This is a genomic window from Pontimonas sp. (genome assembly GCF_031581085.1).
GTDB lineage: Bacteria > Actinomycetota > Actinomycetes > Actinomycetales > Microbacteriaceae > Pontimonas.
In genome coordinates, this window is record NZ_JAVLBO010000028.1 from 1 (window position 1) to 15627 (window position 15627).

Consider the following 15627-nt stretch of genomic DNA (forward strand, 5'->3'; position numbering starts at 1 on the left):
GCGGCGTGGGGCACGAGCAGCGTAGAACCGGAGGGGACCTCGAGTGGTTCCTGATCTCCTAAGTGGAGTTTTACCGAATCGCCGAGCGCAATCAAGATAGCGAAACCGGCGAGAAAATCCTGTCTCGTATCGACCTTGTCAAGTCGAAAATACGGACTTGCCTCTTCGGTGAGGGCGTTTTCGTCGACCACTCCTCGTCGAATAAGGCCTTCAATCTCTGATTTCGAGCGCCCTGTGGTCTCCACTGCCGTGAGCGCCACATCAAATCCCAGGCCGAGGTGTCCGTCCTTCACACCGTCCAGATCAAAACCCTCCCACTCCAGAAGAATGGAGAGGTCCTCTGGTTCTTGGACCTCTGCGAGAAAAATCCCCGCCCCTATCGAGTGCATCACTCCGTGGGGCACAAAGACGCAATCGCCTGGCTCGACAGAGATTTCATGCATTAACGAGAGCAGAGTGCTGATGTCTTGGGTTTTGGTAAAGGAAAACAACTCTTCAGCGCTTAGGTCTTTCGTGAACGACAAGTACACGGTGCCCGGGCTCAAGATGTACCACGCCTCCGCCTTTCCGTGAGCAGCAGACACAAATGACGCGGCAAAGTCGCCGTCAGGATGTGCGTGAACGGGGAGGCGCTGGCCCGCATCGAGGAGCTTCACAAGCAGCATCGAATCACTGCCGTAGCGAGCAACATGCTCTGGCCCCAACCAGAGCTCGGGATCGCTGTTGACGGCGTCTTCTAGTAAACGTCCATCGGGCAGACGAGTCATTCCCTCGGGTGCACAATTGCGGACACTTGTCGTCGAACCCACCCAGTCTTCCGGGGTGTTCGGCTGGGCTTTTCCCTCTCCTCGGAACTCAGCAATGCGCTCTCCGCCTTGGTAAAACCTGGCGGGTGGCTGGTTTGCGGGCAGTCGAATCGGCTTCATTGACGTTCCTTTCTTCCCTGGTCGTAAAACACACTGGCCAGCGCCGGGCTCAGTTGACTGACAGCTTGTGGGGTGGGCCGCGCTGCGTTCATCGCGACGGCGGAGCAGGTCACGGCGAGCTCAGCTGCCTGCTCTGGGGTTGCGCCGCGGGATAGCCCAAAGAGTAAACCTGCTGTGCTTGCGTCGCCGGCGCCGTTCGTGGTCACCGGGTGGTCGACCGGCAGGGGCGCTACCGTGATCGAGCGATCTGCCCAGCTATCTGGCAGTGCTGCAAGGACAGCGCCGCCCTCACGGAGTCGTTTCTCAGATGCAGTCCGAAGATGTAGACCGTGTTGACCAGCGGATATCGCCACTATCGCTACACCCTGTGTGATTAATTGCTCAGCGAGCGCTTCGACACCCTCGGGGGAGTACTCCTGATAGATACCCAGGGCCGAGGTGAGGTCGTCGAGGCTGGGGGTGGCGATGTCTGTTTGCCCAAAAATGGAGTGCAGGATGGCTTCCCAGTCGAGTGAGCCCACCGGAGAATCGGGATCGACAACGGCCAGGTCGAGAGAAGTCGTTACTCCCGCTGCGCGGGCCCGGGCAAATAAATGTCGCAGCGTGTCGCCGTTGTTCTCCAGTAACCCGGGTAGAAGGGGCGGATATCCAATGTGGAGGAGTGGGTGTTGGGCCGAATCGACCGCAGCGCCAGTGAATTCAGCATTTGCTCCGGTGTGGTGCCAAAAGGTTCGATCTACACCCTCTTTTTCGATCACCAAACTGTACGAGGTGGCCAGACGGGGTGAGACCGATAATTGTGGCGCGGAGAACCCTTCCTCAGTGAGTTTCTCTGTCAAAAGCCTCCCGAGCTCGTCGTCACCGATCGTTGCATACGGGAAGACATTCATCCCCAGGGAGGTCAATGCGCCACCGGTGTTCGCGACCGAACCGCCTAAGGTCACTGTGAGGGGCCCTACTTCCACGAGAGAGCCAGGGTCAATGCGCGCCTGATCAGATAAAAGGGGCGCAATGTCCAGGCAGATGTGACCCGCAACAGCAATCGAATGCATGTGCTTTTTGTCTCACATTCTTCGCCGAGTGGAGGGTTCAAGGCCCAGCTAGATAAGGTTATCGCAACGCGGATACTCTGACACAGGTGTCGGTTGTGGGAAATGACAGCGATCGAGTCGCTTAGGGGAGTTCACAAGATATGTCATCGTTTCGTCTCAATAGGCTTTTCAACAGGGAATCCGGAAGAGCTCTCGACGTCGCTGTCGATCACGGTTTGTTCGGGGAAGCGTCCTTCCTCACGGGAATAGAAAATATGGATGCCGTCATCGCCACTCTCGTGGCGGCAAACCCCGATGCCGTTCAGCTCAGTATTGGTCAGGCCAGAGTTCTCCAAAGCCTTCCCGGCAAAAACAAACCGGCCCTGGTACTGCGCACCGATGTGGCAAATGTGTACGGTAACCCGCTCGATCCGTACCTCTTTAGTCATCACCTTCCCCACGCCATTGAGGAGGCAGTCCGCCTCGATGCGGTTGCGGTGTGTGCAAACCTCATGCATTTGCCGGGGCGCCCCGAGATCCGCGAGGCCAACATTAAGTCGATCATGGCGCTGCGAGAGCAGGCCACTCGTTTCGGCATGCCGTTGATGATTGAACCTCTCGTGATGCGAGATAACGCGGAAGCGGGAGGGGGATACGCCGTTGACGGTGACACCGACAAAATCGTCACCCTCGTGCGGCAAGCCCGAGAGTTGGGTGCGGATCTGATTAAGGCTGACCCCACTGACAATGTCGCTGACTATTCGAAAGTTATCAACGTCGCAGGAGATGTGCCGGTGTTGGTCCGCGGAGGCGGAAGAGTGGGCGACCGTGTCCTCTTGGAGCGCACTGTTGGTGTTCTCGATCAGGGCGCCAGAGGAATTGTTTATGGAAGAAACATCATTCAACACCCCTCACCCGGGGGGATTACTGCGGCGTTAATGGCGGTGCTCCACGAGGGAGCCAGTGTGGACGAGGCACTCGGGCTGATCGAGGGGACGCCGTAGTGTCCGCGAAAGAGGTAAACGTTGCGATCCTCGGGGCGGGTCTGATGGGCCGAGAGGTCGCGGCTGCGCTGCAACGATGGCCTGCCCTCATCGATCATCCAGTGCGCCCGCGTCTCACTGCGGTGTGTGACATTAATGAGTCGGCGATGGAATGGTTCGATGACATTGACACCGTGAAAACAAAGGTCACCGACTACCGAGAACTGCTGTCCGACCCATCGATTGATGTCATTTACGTCGCCGTGCGCCACGACCTTCATGAGCGCATTTACTCCGATGTCATTGCGGCCGGTAAGAGCTTGTTGGCGGAAAAACCCTTCGGCATTGACCAGGCTGCGGCGGACGCCATCCTGGCGGTGAGTGAGCAGCATCCCGAAAGCTTTGTTCGGTGTTCGAGCGAGATGCCGTTTTTCCCTGGTGCTCAGTTGGCTGTTGATTACATTAGGAGTGGTGCGTTGGGCTCGATTATCGAAGCCCGCAACAGCTTCCTTCACTCCAGTGATCTCGACCGATCAAAACCCATCGGGTGGAAGCGGCAGGCTGCGTTCTGCGGCGAGGCGGGCGTCCTCAATGATCTGGGGATGCACACCTGGCACGTGCCACTGCGATTGGGTTGGAAACCAGAGTCTGTTCATGGGGTGTTTCAGAACATTGTGACTGAGCGTGTTGATTCTGATGGTTCGCTCGTTCCCTGCGACACCTGGGACAATGTCGTGTTACATAGTTGGGCACGCCACGAGGGTGTGTCCTTCCCCCTGACGACCGAAACGAAACGCATCGATCCCGGGCAGAAAAATACTTGGGTATTTGAAGCAGTGGGAATGGATGGCGCGGTCCGGTTCAGCACGAAGAACCCGAAATCGGTCGAGACCTTCTCAGTGGTTGACGTGCCAGGTCACGGTAAAGAGCAGGTCTGGCAGCAAATCGATGCGGGAAGCCAGTCGGTCTGGCCCAGCGTGACCGGCCCAAACTTTGAGTTCGGGTTTTCCGACTCAATACTCCAAATGTGGGCGTCCTTTCTTGCAGAACGAGAAGGATTGCTGGATGAGGGTTTTCGTTGCGTAACACCGGAGGAAGCGGTGGCAACGCACGCAATTTTTCGCGCGGGGATGGACTCAATTTCGCGAGCTGGTGTACCGCTGGCTTCATGAGCCCAACCGGACGACAGGCTGTGGGCCTCGTGGGGCCAACCCTTCCTCTTGGCAACGGTGTAAAGGGGCCCTTCAACGAGGGCACAATGGAGGCTGTCGGTTCCCCGCAGCAGAGGTAGCGAAGTCACGGTATGGTTCCCTCTATCGATCGGTTAGGGGCCGGAATGTCTGAAGAAAGCACTCTCACAATCGGGGTCGTCGGTGCCGGAGTAATGGGTTCCGGCCACATCGAATACCTTTCCACCCAGACGCCTGGTGTGATTGTGGCGGCTGTCGCAGAACCCGATGGCAGCCTCCGCCAGGAGGTCATGAATCGTTGGGGCGTCGAGGGTCAAGGGTTTGACACCCTGGAAGAAATGCTCGACGGGGCTGAACTTGATGGAGTTGTCATCGCATCGCCCGATCGTTTTCACGCCGAGAGTATCAAGCTGTGTCTGTCTCGTAGAATGCCCGCTCTATGCGAAAAGCCTCTAGCCCAGACACGTGAAGATGGCGAAGAACTGGCCGTGCGTGCCCGAGAGTCATTAAATGACATTGGCCACCCGCTCATTCATCTGGGGTTTATGCGGCGATTTGATCCCCCCTTGGTTGAGGTGAAGAACATCATCGAATCGGGTGACTTGGGTGATGTGCTCTATGTCAATGCGTCAACTCGTAACGTCTCGTCGCCGGGTATCACAAGTGAAGAGCTGCTGACCAACATTGCCGTCCACGAGATCGACACGCTTCGCTGGCTTCTCTCGGATGAGTGGTCAGAACTCACCGTGGTGGCCGGGCGCTCAAGCTCCGCCGCTCCTGACGGCACCCAGGACCCGATTGTGTTGACTGGGACGACAGCGCACGGTGTGATGGTCGTCGCCGACATATTTGCCAACAATTCTTACGGATACGACGTGCGCGCCGAATTGACACTCGAACGCGGTGTCATTCGTGTCGGAAACTGGGGTGACGTCACCGTAGTGAAGGATTATGCTCGCCCCGCCGAGCCGGGTTTCGAGCTGGGAGAAAACTGGATTTCGCGCTTCCGCCAGGCATATATCAACGAGCTTGTGGAGTGGACGGGAACACTTCGGGGAAAACCTTCGCCCAACCTGGCGACGATTGAGGACGGTCTTCACGCAATCCGCGTACTGGATTGGGTGCTGTGACCGGCCCGCCAGCCAAAATGGCGAAAGAAAAGATCAGATCTGGCGATAAATTTCTTCTGCCACTTCAAGATTAGAGACAATCTCCTCGTGGGGGTGTACCGGCGACTCGGTAAGTCCCTGTGAGACGTAGTGCGCGAACCATTCCGCCTGGTAGAAAAGCCCGGAGTGTCCTCGCGCGGCCTGGCCATCCGACCAGGACTGCTCGGAGTGGTAAAGCTCTTTGTCAGAAAGCCGCAAGGTCGTCGGGACAAAAAATGGGTGGTCGAGGGTGAGTGCTAATCTCTCGCCGGAAATTGCCGCATCGCAGGGAAAGCTCGCTACACCAGAAATCATCAGTGTGGCCGCTGCCCCGGAGTGGTAATCGAGGCGAACCAAAGACCCCTCATCGAGACCGTTGGCGGTCCGTCTCCCGGTGGCGGTAACCGTCGATGGTGCCCCAAACACCTGGTAGGCCATCGCAATAGCGTAAATACCCATGTCGTAGGTGATGCCGCCTGAGCCCTTTTCCCACAGCCGGGGGATCGCTCGATTATCCACGGCGAAGCTCACCATCATGTGCTCCGGTCGGCCAAACTCCGCCGAGTCCAGGATCTGCCTGATCACGCTCGCCTGCGGGAGGTACCGAGTCCACATGGCCTCCGTCATCAAGAGCCCCTTCTCTCGCGCCAGCGCAAGTGTTTCCCGACTCTCCTGTGAGGAGTAGTGCAGGGGTTTCTCGACCAGTACATGTTTTCCGGCGTGCAAAGCGGCGTTTGCTAACTCCAGGTGCCCGTCGATGTGATTGGCAATATAGACGGCGTCGACTGCGTCCGAGGCAAAAAGGTCATCGTAGGAGGCGAAGACATTGTCTATCGAGTGCTGGAGGGCAAAGGCGTGCGCTCGCTCCACTGAGCGCGAGGCAACCGACGTAATCTGTTGCGAGCCGTAAGTGTTCACTGCATCGGCAAACATGCTGGCGATTTCACCCGGCGCGACGATACCCCATTTCAGGACGGGGATGCTCTCTGGCGACAAGGTCTGGGGGGCGGGAAATTCCATCTCCAGAGGCTACTGCATCCACACCTCTCCGAGGCAGTCGGGGACACGCCCAGACTCCCAGCGCCGCGGTTTTGCCCCGATAGTTTGGGTGAAATCTTGGCTAGCATGAAGAGTCGGGCAAAGCAGAGAGGCAGTGTCACAGTGTCGACAGTTATCGGTGTGGATTCGTCAACCCAGAGCTGCAAGGTACTCGTCGTCGATGTCGAATCGGGCGACATTTTCTCCGAAGCCACCGCGGCTCATCCGGAGGGAACAGAAATCGACCCCGAAGTGTGGTGGGTGGCGCTCCAGGAGGCGCTCGGTCAGGTTGATTACTCCGAAGTGGAAGCAATTTCGATCGCTGCTCAACAACACGGGCTTGTTGCGCTTGATGCCTCCGGGCAGGTGATTCGGCCCGCCCTGCTATGGAACGACACGCGCTCTGGCGCGCAGGCCGACCAGATCATTGCTGAATTTGGTGCCGGGAATCTTGCCGAACGCACCGGATCAGTCCCCGTGGCCTCCTTCACCGCGACAAAACTCGCCTGGATGCGACACAACGAGCCAGAGCTCGCGTCGCAAATCGCCGCGGTGGCCCTTCCTCACGATTGGCTGACGTGGCGGTTGCGCGGGTTTGGCCCGATGGGACAGTCTCGTTTTGGTCCCGCGCTTGAGGAACTTGTGACAGATCGCTCAGATGCGAGCGGGACCGGATACTTCTCTCCCGTGACCAACGAGTATGACGACGACATCCTTGATTTTGTCCTAGGCCATCACGTAGTCCTTCCTCGAGTTCTCGGCGCTAGCGAGAAAGCCGGTGCCTCTGAGCACGGCTGGATAATGGGTCCTGGCGGTGGTGACAACGCAATGGCTGCGCTGGGCCTTGACACCCAAGTGGGCGATGTGGTGATGTCGCTTGGCACAAGCGGCACGGTGTTTGGTGTCACCTCCACGCCAGCGAAGGATGGCACCGGGACGGTCGCGGGTTTCGCTGATGCCGCCGGCGTGTATCTGCCTCTTGTCGCCACGTTGAATGCCGCACGAACCATCGATTCCAGCCGGCAACTTCTCGGAATGTCGTGGGACGACGTCTCTGGCGCTGTGCGCAGCGCACTGCCCGGATCGGGCGGACTCACCTTTCTTCCTTTCTTCGATGGCGAAAGGATGCCGAACCTGCCCCAGGCGAACGGATCGCTGGTGGGAATCACTCGGTCAAACTTCACCCCGGAAAATGTTGCCCGGGCGGCGATTGAGGCGGTCGTGTCCAACCTTTCTCGCGGTCTCGAGGCTATCGTGGAGGAGACAGAGAGTCTGACTCGCCTCATGCTGATCGGGGGCGGAGCGCAAAATCTTGGGGTCCAGCAGGTTGTGAGCGAGATTGTGGCACGGCCTGTTCTTGTGCCAGATCCTGGCGAATACGTCGCGTATGGAGCAGCGAAACAAGCCGCGTGGGTGTTGACCGGACAACGACCCTCTTGGAGCCCCGACTTCCTCACGCGAGGCTCGGAAGAAACGCCTCCAGTTGCGCGGACACAGTTCGATGGCGCACTGCGGGGCTATCTAAGAGCAATTGGCTAGTTTTTGCGCCGCAGTGTGCACCCTCACCAGTGGCCACTTCAAGCGGAGAGTCACTCTTGAACGATCTGTAGAGCATCGCGCAGTGCGTGATGCATTACTTGCCCATCGAGGTCTTCCCCGGTCCACAGCCGGGCATTCACTAACGCCTGGTTGACCAGCATTCCTATTCCGGTGAGAGTCACACATCCCGCTGCCTCGGCGTGTTGTAGCCACAGGGTCTTTGGCGGGTTGGGAACGACGTCAGCGACCACTAACTCGGGGTGAAAGTGAGAAAAGTCGACATCGAGTGTTTGTGCATGGTCTGGATAAAAACCCAGCGAGGTCGCATTGACCGCTATCGATATATTGCGTGGAATCGACACGGTTTCATTCCACGGAGCAAACGAGCACGCGGTCTCGGTGTGTCGATCGACGTGTTGAGCGAGTTTTTCCCCCTTTTCTTCTGATCGGTTGACGATGGTGATGCTGCGCGCCCCCGCCAGTGCCAACTCGATGGCGATTGCTCGGGCTGCGCCTCCGGCCCCAAAAATCATCACCTCGGAGTCCTTCGGATCTTTCACTTCGCGCAAGGCCTCGACAAAACCCTGCCCATCGGTATTTTCCCCAATTAAACGGCCATCCCTGATCACGACTGTGTTAACGGCCTCGATAAGTTGTGCACTCGGTGCCACTTCATCGAGGTGGGCCAGGATGGTTTCTTTATGCGGCAGAGAGCAGTTGAACCCCAACCAGCCCATTGCGACAGCCCCTGCAACGGCGTCGGCGAGTTTTTCTGGAGCGACCTCAGAGTTGATGTAGCGAAGGTCAAGATTGCTCGCCTTGTAGCCGGCCTCCATGAGGGCAACGGTCGGGTTTTTGTCAGCGGGTATCGAAAACGAGCCGGTCAGTCCGGACAGAAAGCTTGTCATTTCGCCAGTGTAACTCCGGTCGAGGTGGTCTTCGGCCGGCGGGGGTGTGCGCAGTAGGCGTGGGGGAGCGGTGCTCTAACGAAGGGTGGCGATGAGGCGAAGCATCTTTTCCCGGCGGGAGCTGAGGAGTTCTGCCTCGGCGGTACGAGGGTGTGTGACAAACGAGTGTTCCAACCGATGTGGGTTAGACGTCGCGCCCGCTCCGAGTAACGCGGCGCCGATTACGGCAGCGTCGCCACCCTCGACACTCGCCAGAGGCCGATTCGTGCAATCAGCCAAGAGCTGTCGAAAAGCAGGATTAGTCGAACCGCCACCAATGAGGGGAAGAATTTCGGGCATAAGTCCGCCAGATTCACTGACTGCCCGCTCTCCAAGAGCTACCGCCTGCGCGACACCCTCCAGCACACTGCGCACAATCATCTTTCGTGTCGTTCCCAGTGAGATGCCGTGCCACGAACCTCGAAGACCCGGATCCATAAACGGTGTCCGCTCTCCAGACAGGTAGGGCACAAACATTGGGTCTGTGCTGAGGACACCTTCACTGAGCGCATCGTGAGCTTCCTCGAGGGAGCTGGCCAACATGGCGAGCGCCGGTTCTAGTGCGAGTCCCGCATTTTGAACGGCACCGATGCGATACCAATGAGAGCCTTTGTCGCCGACGGTGGAGAAGGTGTGAGTTGCGAGGGAAGGGTCAAGGCGGGGCTCGTCCATCAACGCGACAATTTGTGCTCCACTGCCAACTGCCACAAAGCCGTCGCCCACCTCAAGACCCAAGCCCAAGATTGCGCACGCCGTATCTGCTCCTCCGTAGGCCGAGGCCAGGGTGAGACCGGCAACGGTGACCTCACCGGAGTGCTCGTGGGAGGGTCGAATGTTAGGGAGAGATTCGGGCCTGATTCCGGTCCACTCCATGGCCTTTTCGGACCACTGCCCTGACGCAACATCACAGAGAAGGGTTCCGGAAGCATCGCTGGGCTCGGTGCCCACCTTGCCGCCCAAGGTCGCCCGCAGCCAGTCCTTCGGTTGCAAAATGTAGCGGGCCTTGGCCATGACCGCTGGCTCATGACGGTGAAGCCACGCGAGGGTCGTCGCGGCAAAGCCCGCGACAGCACCCGAGCCAAGCCTCGCCATTTCCGCTGGCCCCAAATCCTCGTTCATTTGCCGCGCCTCGGCTGCCGAGCGGGTATCTGCCCAGAGAATCGCGGGGCGCAGCGGTGTGAGGGCCGCATCGGTCAACACCACGCCGTGCATCTGACCGGAGAAACCGATTGTTGTCGGACGCTCGGGACCGAGTTGGACTGCCTGCGAGACTGCCTCTTCGGCAGCGCTCAGCCAATCCATTGGGTCACTCTCTGCCCAGCCAGCCAAAGGGGAGGCGATGGGGTATTTCTTGCTCGCCCTCGAGAGAATCGTGGCGTCTGAGTCGACGATCGCCGCCTTCACTGACCCTGTTCCGAGGTCTAAACCGAGCATCACCACAAAGACCACACTAGCTTTCTTCGCTGGGCTGAAAATCGAGGAATTGGTCCATCAGGGCTGTCTGATGGAAGGGAGTTGTCCAGAGCCTCACCTGGCTTTTCAGTTAACGAGGGACAGCTTTTCGCCTACCGAAGGGGAGCGGGGCCAAAAGTAACAATTCGGTTTCGCATCGAAGTGGCGGTTACGGACAGCTCTCCCTTGTGGAGTAGTGTCGACCTGCCTGGGAACTCCCGGGTGAACATTAAATGAAAGGTATCTCGCAGATGAGAATGTCGTTCACTAACCGGTTTAAAAAAAGCCGTTTTGTGTCGGGTCTTGCGGCTGCAGGTGCAGCTGCTTTGATCGTCTCCGGTTGTACATCGGCGACGACTGACGAGGCAGATGACGCTGCAGACAGTGCAGCGAGCGAAAGCGCAGCGGAAGAAACCCCTGCTGTTTCGCTGATCTTGAAAAACCTGACGAACCCCTTCTTCGTCGCTATGGAAGAGGGAGCCCGCCAGAAGGCGGAGGAAGTCGGAGTCGACTTGACCGTCGGCGCGGGTAAAGAAGAGGGTGACGACCAAGGTCAGATTGACCTCATCGAATCCGCGATTGCCCAGGGTCAGGACGGGATTCTGATTGTCCCGATGTCGACCAACGTAAACGCGGCGATTGAGGAGGCCCGTGAAGCCGGCTTGTTCGTGATCGCTTTGGACACCCCGACTGAGCCTGCTGATGTCGTGAGTTCAACATTTGCGACCGACAACTGCCTCGCTGGTGAGGCAATTGGTGAGTGGACTGCTGGCAAACTCGACGGTGAAAAAGCCGTCATCGCGCAGCTGGTGATCTTCGACGACCGCGTTGTCCCGGTGGACTTCTGCCGCGCAAATGGCTTCCTGATGGGAATGGGAATTGACGTTCCTATCCTCGAAGAAATGGACAGCGCCGAAACCTCGGGTAACTACACCACCGGTGCCGGTGGAGAGTACGAAATCGCTTGCCTCGAAGCAACTGGTGCGAGTGAAGAGGGCGGCCGTTCCGGCATGGAGCGTTGCCTTGCGTCCAACCCTGACATCAACGTCGTTTACACGATCAACGAGCCGACAGCTTTCGGAGCGAACGCTGCTCTTGAAGCAGCCGGCAAAGAAATCGGCGAGGATGTTTACGTCGTTTCGGTTGACGGTGGACTCGCCGGTGTAGAGGGTGTCCAGGACGGACAGATCCAGGCCACTTCGCAGCAGTATCCGCTGCGGATGGCGTCGTTCGGCGTCCAGGCGATTTACGACATCGCGACAGGCGGAGAACCGCCTGAAAACACGTCCGCAAACGGGGAGTTCTTTGACACAGGCGTTGCTCTGTGCACCGATGACCCTCAGGACACAGTGGTTGCGGCCGATCAAGAATCGACCGAGTACTGCATCGAAAACGCCTGGGGTTAATCTCCGCTAAAGGTGTGTGAGCAATCTTGGGGGGGCAGGCTTGCCCCCCCAAGATTTCTCTGAGTGGCTCTGCCATGGCAGGTTGTGGCCTGGGCAGACCGTAAGTTTTTGTGGTCTATTGTTTTATTCACCGAAATATTCGATTGGGGTTTCGAAGGTGGCACAAATGTCGTCAAGCAATGAGGCTGTAGGCGGAGATTTTGACTCGGAGATGACTGTTGCTCGTCGCATTCAGTTAACGCTCCATCGGTTCCCGTGGCTGAGCTCACTAGCCGTGTTACTGGCTGTGGTTATCGGATTTTCCATCGTCAACGAGAGGTTTCTACTCCCTTCGACAGTCTCCCTAATGGTCCAGCAGACGGTGATTGTTGGCACCCTGGCGCTCGCTCAGGCGCTCATCATTCTGACTGCCGGAATCGACTTGTCTATCGGCTCGCTCATGATTTTCGGCCAGATGTTGATGGCGAACCTGGCCGTTTCAGCGATGGCTTCAAACGTTCTCCCCATCGCGGGACAAAATCCCTACCTGGCAATTTTCCTGGGAATTTTGGCGGCTACGGCCTTCGGAGCCCTCAACGGCTTCCTCATTGTCCGGTTCGGCTTACCGCCATTCATCGTTACCCTGGGAACGTGGAGCGTCTTCATGGGGCTGACGCTGATTTTATTTAAGGCTCGCACCATCCAGGGAAAGGAAATGCCCGAAACAATGTTGTTTCTGGGCGAGGGAATTTCAATCGGGCCCTTCTTCTTGACCTTCGGCTTGCTTTTAATGTTCTCTCTGTACGCCATCCTCGCCTGGGCACTTAGGAATACGGCATGGGGTAAGCACGTCTACGCGGTTGGAGATGACCCCGTGGCGGCAAAATTGACCGGTATCAACACGAACGGAGTGCTCTTCAGCGTGTATCTGGTGGCGGGCTTGATCATGGGCATCGCGGCCTTTGTCACCATCGGACGAGTTGGATCGGCGTCTCCCAACGTAGACCCCATGTTGAACCTTCAAACGATTACGGCGGTGGTGATCGGTGGAGTATCGCTGTTTGGTGGCCGTGGAGCCGTCGTGGGGGCGCTCCTTGGAGCAACCATCGTGGTGGCGGTCGAAATGGGCTTATCGCTCGCTGGTGTGGACCAGGCATATCGGACCGCAGCGATCGGAGTTTTAGTAATCATTGCCGTGGGGATTGACCAGTGGATTGGGAAGGTGAAAATATGACCGAGGCAATAATGAAGGGGCGTGGACTGACCAAGCGTTTTGGTTCCGTTACCGCTCTCAATGGCACAGATTTTGATCTTTACCCGGGTGAAGTATTGGCCGTGATCGGCGATAACGGAGCCGGAAAGTCGTCGCTCATTAAGTGCTTCGCCGGGGCACATCCTCCCGATGACGGGCAGATGTGGGTTGCGGGTGAAGAGGTTTCCTTTAAGAGCACTCAAGACGCCAGGGAACACGGTGTAGAGACCGTGTTCCAAACTTTGGCCGTTTCCCCTGCCCTCGACATTGCGACCAACCTGTTTCTCGGTCGAGAGGTGCGCAAAAAAGGCTTCATGGGCACATTTTTTCGCCAGCTCGACAAAAAGGGAATGCGTCGAATGGCCGAGCAGTATCTAGAGGATTTGGGAATCAGCACGCTTCAAGACATTACCCAGGCCGTGGAAACGCTCTCCGGAGGCCAGCGCCAGGCGGTTGCAGTCGCACGGGCCGCGGCCTTCGGGAGTAAGGTCATCATCCTCGACGAACCGACCGCTGCGCTGGGAGTTCGCGAGTCGGGTAAAGTGCTCGACCTGGTGAAAGACCTGAAGAACAGGGGTCTGTCAGTGGTGTTGATCTCGCACAACATGCCCCAGGTTTACGAGGTCGCCGATCGCATCCACGTGCAACGCCTCGGTGTGCGCGCGGCGGTTGTGACCCCGGACACCGCGTCAATGAATGATTCCGTGGGAATCATGACGGGAGCAATCACCGTGCCACAGGAGGAGCAACAACTCTCTGCCAGCTAATACTCGCGGGCTCACACTGGAGGACGCGGGATAGTTTCGTTGTGTCACAATCGACGCTGTAAGCGCTCGAGGATGCCTGCCCCACGGGGCAGGTGCGGTGCGATGAGCGCTTGAATTAAATGGTAGGCGTCTGGTTTACCCCGCGCGATTGTTGATGAGGGTTCCCCATCCGCTGTGAGTTGGTGGTGCCAGCCGCCATGGGTTGAGTCCACAAACGTGGTCTCTAGCAGGTGTTGCCACCGCTCGACATCCTGATGGGAGCCTTCCACCGTTCCCTCTGCCGTCATTTCGACAGCCGCACAAATGGCTTCGGCCAGAACCCAGAGAAGACGCTCAGTAATAATCGGTTTTTCATCCCAGTCCAGGGTGTAAACAAAGCCCTCTTTGCCATCCGCGGCCCAGCCGATCCGCTTTGCTGTCTGGTAGAGCTCTCGGGCCGCATCGGGCATCCACTCTGAGTCTCGAACACCGCTCTGGCTAAGTTCCATGAGCAGGCGAGACCACTCGAAGAGATGCCCTACCGTGACGCCGTAGGGGCGAAACTCGTCGTCGGGGATGTCTGCATTGAATTCCCAGAGGGGTCGACCGTCCAGGTCAAAGTGTTCGGGCACCAACCACTGCGTCTTTCTGGCGTGATGGTCGATGAGGAATTGGGAGATGGCCTGAGCTTTGTCCAACAGGCTCGGATCGTTAAGAGCGGTGCCGGCGGCCATCAACGCTTCGACGGAGTGCATGTTTGCGTTCGCGCCTAAATAGGGCTCGGAGAGCGAAAAATCCGCATTGAAAGAGTTGGAGAAAATCCCCAAATCGTCCCGCCAAAAGCGATTGAGCATCGTATCGAGGGCTATTTCGGCGACTTCCCGTGCCTCTGAGACACCCGCGGCATATGCGCTGGAGGAGGCGAAGAGGACAAAAGCGGTGTCGTAGGCACTCTTCGAGGCGGCACTCGGAGATTCCCCAAGCGAGCTGTGGAAACCACCGTTTATCGTGTCGTGGAAATCTTCGAGGAGAGACTTGACCCCGCGCTCAACCAAAGTGCGACAACCGTCGATTCCCAGTGTACTTCCCGTGGCGAAACTGAAAGTCATCCGACTGGTCACCAGCAGCGACGGCGGCACACTCGGATCCAGAGCACCCCTAGAGTCGAGATAACCAAAGCCCCGCTCTGCACTGGCCGATTGCTTCGCAAAATCGATCAGCCTCACCACCTGCGGAAAGTGCTGCCAATCCTGGGGCATCTTTTCCTGAGTCACACCACTCCCTTTCGGAGGATAAAACATGAGTACGGTGCTGTTTCGAGGCATTGGACAATCACGGCGCAATGGCCCGCTCGCTCATAAAAGTCAGGGCGCGGAATCAACGCCTCTGGCAATGCCTGTGGATGATTGCGAGTGGCCTCTTGCCAGACAAGATTGTGGGTTTCTGTGGCTTCTGGGCCCTCGTCGGCGCGCATCCGAACGAGGGGAGTCTCGATGAAAGTATCGAGGGGAAAAACGGTGAATATTGCCTGAGCGGCCCGGACAGCCGAAATGTCGCCCAGATGGACCACCGGCGGGCCCGCACTGTAACTGGGGTAGTTCCTGTCGACTAAGGCCAGAGTGTCGCCGTGACCCATCTCGTCAAGGGCTTTCAGGAGTCCTCCGCTGAGAACTGGATCTACACCCTTCAGCATGCCATTCCCCTTACTGCTCGGCCCCTTCAGGAAGCCTTTCGATATTGACCACACGGCACGTCAACGGGGGCGCCGTTGACGTGCCTTCACCCTAACAACAATGCCTACGATTCCTTCGGCCCGCGGGCCGTTGGGTAAAAGTGGAACCGGGTTATGGGAGGAGGGCCCACGGGGTTGGATGCGCCGAGGGCCAGGCCGAGCAACATCGTCAACGCGCTAAGTAGATGGTGTTGGTGCTGGGTTTCCCGATGAGCGGGTTATCGAAGCTCACCACTTCACTGCTGACATGCGAAAAGA

14 protein-coding genes are annotated in these 15627 nt (G+C 57.9%); 7 read left to right on the forward strand and 7 right to left on the reverse strand.

The window, feature by feature from the left end:
* Both RI518_RS06955 and RI518_RS06960 read right to left on the reverse strand, forming a co-directional pair.
* Positions 1-926: class I mannose-6-phosphate isomerase (locus RI518_RS06955; RefSeq protein WP_310689689.1), on the reverse strand; the 926-nt coding region annotated here is incomplete at its 3' end.
* A complete protein-coding gene (locus RI518_RS06960) occupies positions 923-1978 on the reverse strand; it encodes a carbohydrate kinase family protein (RefSeq protein WP_310689690.1) in 1056 nt (351 codons plus the stop codon). The genes RI518_RS06960 and RI518_RS06955, both read right to left, overlap by 4 nt.
* Positions 1979-2118: 140 nt before the next feature.
* Between RI518_RS06960 and RI518_RS06965 the strand changes: the two genes are divergently transcribed.
* The 3 genes from RI518_RS06965 to RI518_RS06975 all read left to right on the forward strand — a co-directional run bounded on the left by RI518_RS06965 (position 2119) and on the right by RI518_RS06975 (position 5260).
* Entirely contained in the window at positions 2119-2961 is an 843-nt protein-coding gene (locus RI518_RS06965) for an aldolase (protein ID WP_310672041.1), read from the forward strand.
* Complete coding sequence (locus RI518_RS06970; protein WP_310672042.1) at positions 2961-4112, forward strand: Gfo/Idh/MocA family oxidoreductase; 1152 nt, start codon at positions 2961-2963, stop codon at positions 4110-4112. Before RI518_RS06965 ends, RI518_RS06970 begins: the two co-directional genes overlap by 1 nt.
* A gap of 164 nt (positions 4113-4276) precedes the next feature.
* On the forward strand, positions 4277-5260 hold the full coding sequence (locus RI518_RS06975; RefSeq protein WP_310672043.1) for a Gfo/Idh/MocA family oxidoreductase: 984 nt from the start codon (positions 4277-4279) through the stop codon (positions 5258-5260).
* A 33-nt stretch (positions 5261-5293) separates the two neighbouring features.
* On the opposite strand, the gene RI518_RS06980 is transcribed toward RI518_RS06975, so the two are convergent.
* Positions 5294-6298: a Gfo/Idh/MocA family oxidoreductase gene (locus tag RI518_RS06980; RefSeq protein WP_310689691.1), complete on the reverse strand. Its 1005-nt coding sequence runs from the start codon at positions 6296-6298 to the stop codon at positions 5294-5296.
* A gap of 141 nt (positions 6299-6439) precedes the next feature.
* Between RI518_RS06980 and xylB the strand changes: the two genes are divergently transcribed.
* Positions 6440-7855 (forward strand): xylulokinase, encoded by a 1416-nt coding sequence (gene xylB, locus RI518_RS06985; protein ID WP_397428165.1) that lies wholly within the window; start codon positions 6440-6442, stop codon positions 7853-7855.
* Between the two features lie 50 nt (positions 7856-7905).
* Here xylB and aroE read toward each other — a convergent pair whose 3' ends face one another.
* Both aroE and RI518_RS06995 read right to left on the reverse strand, forming a co-directional pair.
* Entirely contained in the window at positions 7906-8763 is an 858-nt protein-coding gene (gene aroE / locus RI518_RS06990; RefSeq protein WP_310672046.1) for a shikimate dehydrogenase, read from the reverse strand.
* 75 nt (positions 8764-8838) lie between these two features.
* Positions 8839-10251: an FGGY family carbohydrate kinase gene (locus RI518_RS06995; RefSeq protein ID WP_310672047.1), complete on the reverse strand. Its 1413-nt coding sequence runs from the start codon at positions 10249-10251 to the stop codon at positions 8839-8841.
* A 236-nt stretch (positions 10252-10487) separates the two neighbouring features.
* Between RI518_RS06995 and RI518_RS07000 the strand changes: the two genes are divergently transcribed.
* The 3 genes from RI518_RS07000 to RI518_RS07010 all read left to right on the forward strand — a co-directional run bounded on the left by RI518_RS07000 (position 10488) and on the right by RI518_RS07010 (position 13658).
* The gene (locus RI518_RS07000) at positions 10488-11660 is read left to right on the forward strand and encodes a substrate-binding domain-containing protein (RefSeq protein ID WP_310672048.1); all 1173 of its coding nucleotides are present in this window, start codon (positions 10488-10490) and stop codon (positions 11658-11660) included.
* Positions 11661-12006: 346 nt separating this feature from the next.
* Positions 12007-12873 carry an ABC transporter permease gene (locus RI518_RS07005; protein WP_310689693.1) on the forward strand — a complete coding sequence of 289 codons (867 nt, stop codon included), beginning with the start codon at positions 12007-12009 and terminating at the stop codon, positions 12871-12873.
* The gene (locus RI518_RS07010; protein ID WP_310672050.1) at positions 12870-13658 is read left to right on the forward strand and encodes an ATP-binding cassette domain-containing protein; all 789 of its coding nucleotides are present in this window, start codon (positions 12870-12872) and stop codon (positions 13656-13658) included. Before RI518_RS07005 ends, RI518_RS07010 begins: the two co-directional genes overlap by 4 nt.
* A 44-nt stretch (positions 13659-13702) precedes the next feature.
* Here RI518_RS07010 and RI518_RS07015 read toward each other — a convergent pair whose 3' ends face one another.
* Positions 13703-14911, reverse strand: coding sequence for an AGE family epimerase/isomerase (locus RI518_RS07015; RefSeq protein ID WP_310689694.1), 1209 nt, complete (start codon positions 14909-14911; stop codon positions 13703-13705).
* On the reverse strand, positions 14908-15330 hold the full coding sequence (locus RI518_RS07020; protein WP_310689695.1) for an RbsD/FucU domain-containing protein: 423 nt from the start codon (positions 15328-15330) through the stop codon (positions 14908-14910). The genes RI518_RS07015 and RI518_RS07020 overlap by 4 nt, the downstream gene beginning before the upstream one ends.
* Positions 15331-15627 lie beyond the last annotated feature (297 nt).

What these genes read in the sequence shown, in the direction of transcription:
- RI518_RS06960 (WP_310689690.1), bottom strand. Translation starts at nt 1,978, where the DNA reads ATGCATTCGATTGCTGTTGCGGGTCACATCTGCCTGGACATTGCGCCC.
- RI518_RS07000 (WP_310672048.1), top strand. Translation starts at nt 10,488, where the DNA reads ATGAAAGGTATCTCGCAGATGAGAATGTCGTTCACTAACCGGTTTAAA.
- RI518_RS07005 (WP_310689693.1), top strand. Translation starts at nt 12,007, where the DNA reads ATGGTCCAGCAGACGGTGATTGTTGGCACCCTGGCGCTCGCTCAGGCG.
- RI518_RS06980 (WP_310689691.1), bottom strand. Translation starts at nt 6,298, where the DNA reads ATGGAATTTCCCGCCCCCCAGACCTTGTCGCCAGAGAGCATCCCCGTC.
- RI518_RS06965 (WP_310672041.1), top strand. Translation starts at nt 2,119, where the DNA reads ATGTCATCGTTTCGTCTCAATAGGCTTTTCAACAGGGAATCCGGAAGA.
- RI518_RS07010 (WP_310672050.1), top strand. Translation starts at nt 12,870, where the DNA reads ATGACCGAGGCAATAATGAAGGGGCGTGGACTGACCAAGCGTTTTGGT.
- RI518_RS07020 (WP_310689695.1), bottom strand. Translation starts at nt 15,330, where the DNA reads ATGCTGAAGGGTGTAGATCCAGTTCTCAGCGGAGGACTCCTGAAAGCC.
- RI518_RS06975 (WP_310672043.1), top strand. Translation starts at nt 4,277, where the DNA reads ATGTCTGAAGAAAGCACTCTCACAATCGGGGTCGTCGGTGCCGGAGTA.
- aroE (WP_310672046.1), bottom strand. Translation starts at nt 8,763, where the DNA reads ATGACAAGCTTTCTGTCCGGACTGACCGGCTCGTTTTCGATACCCGCT.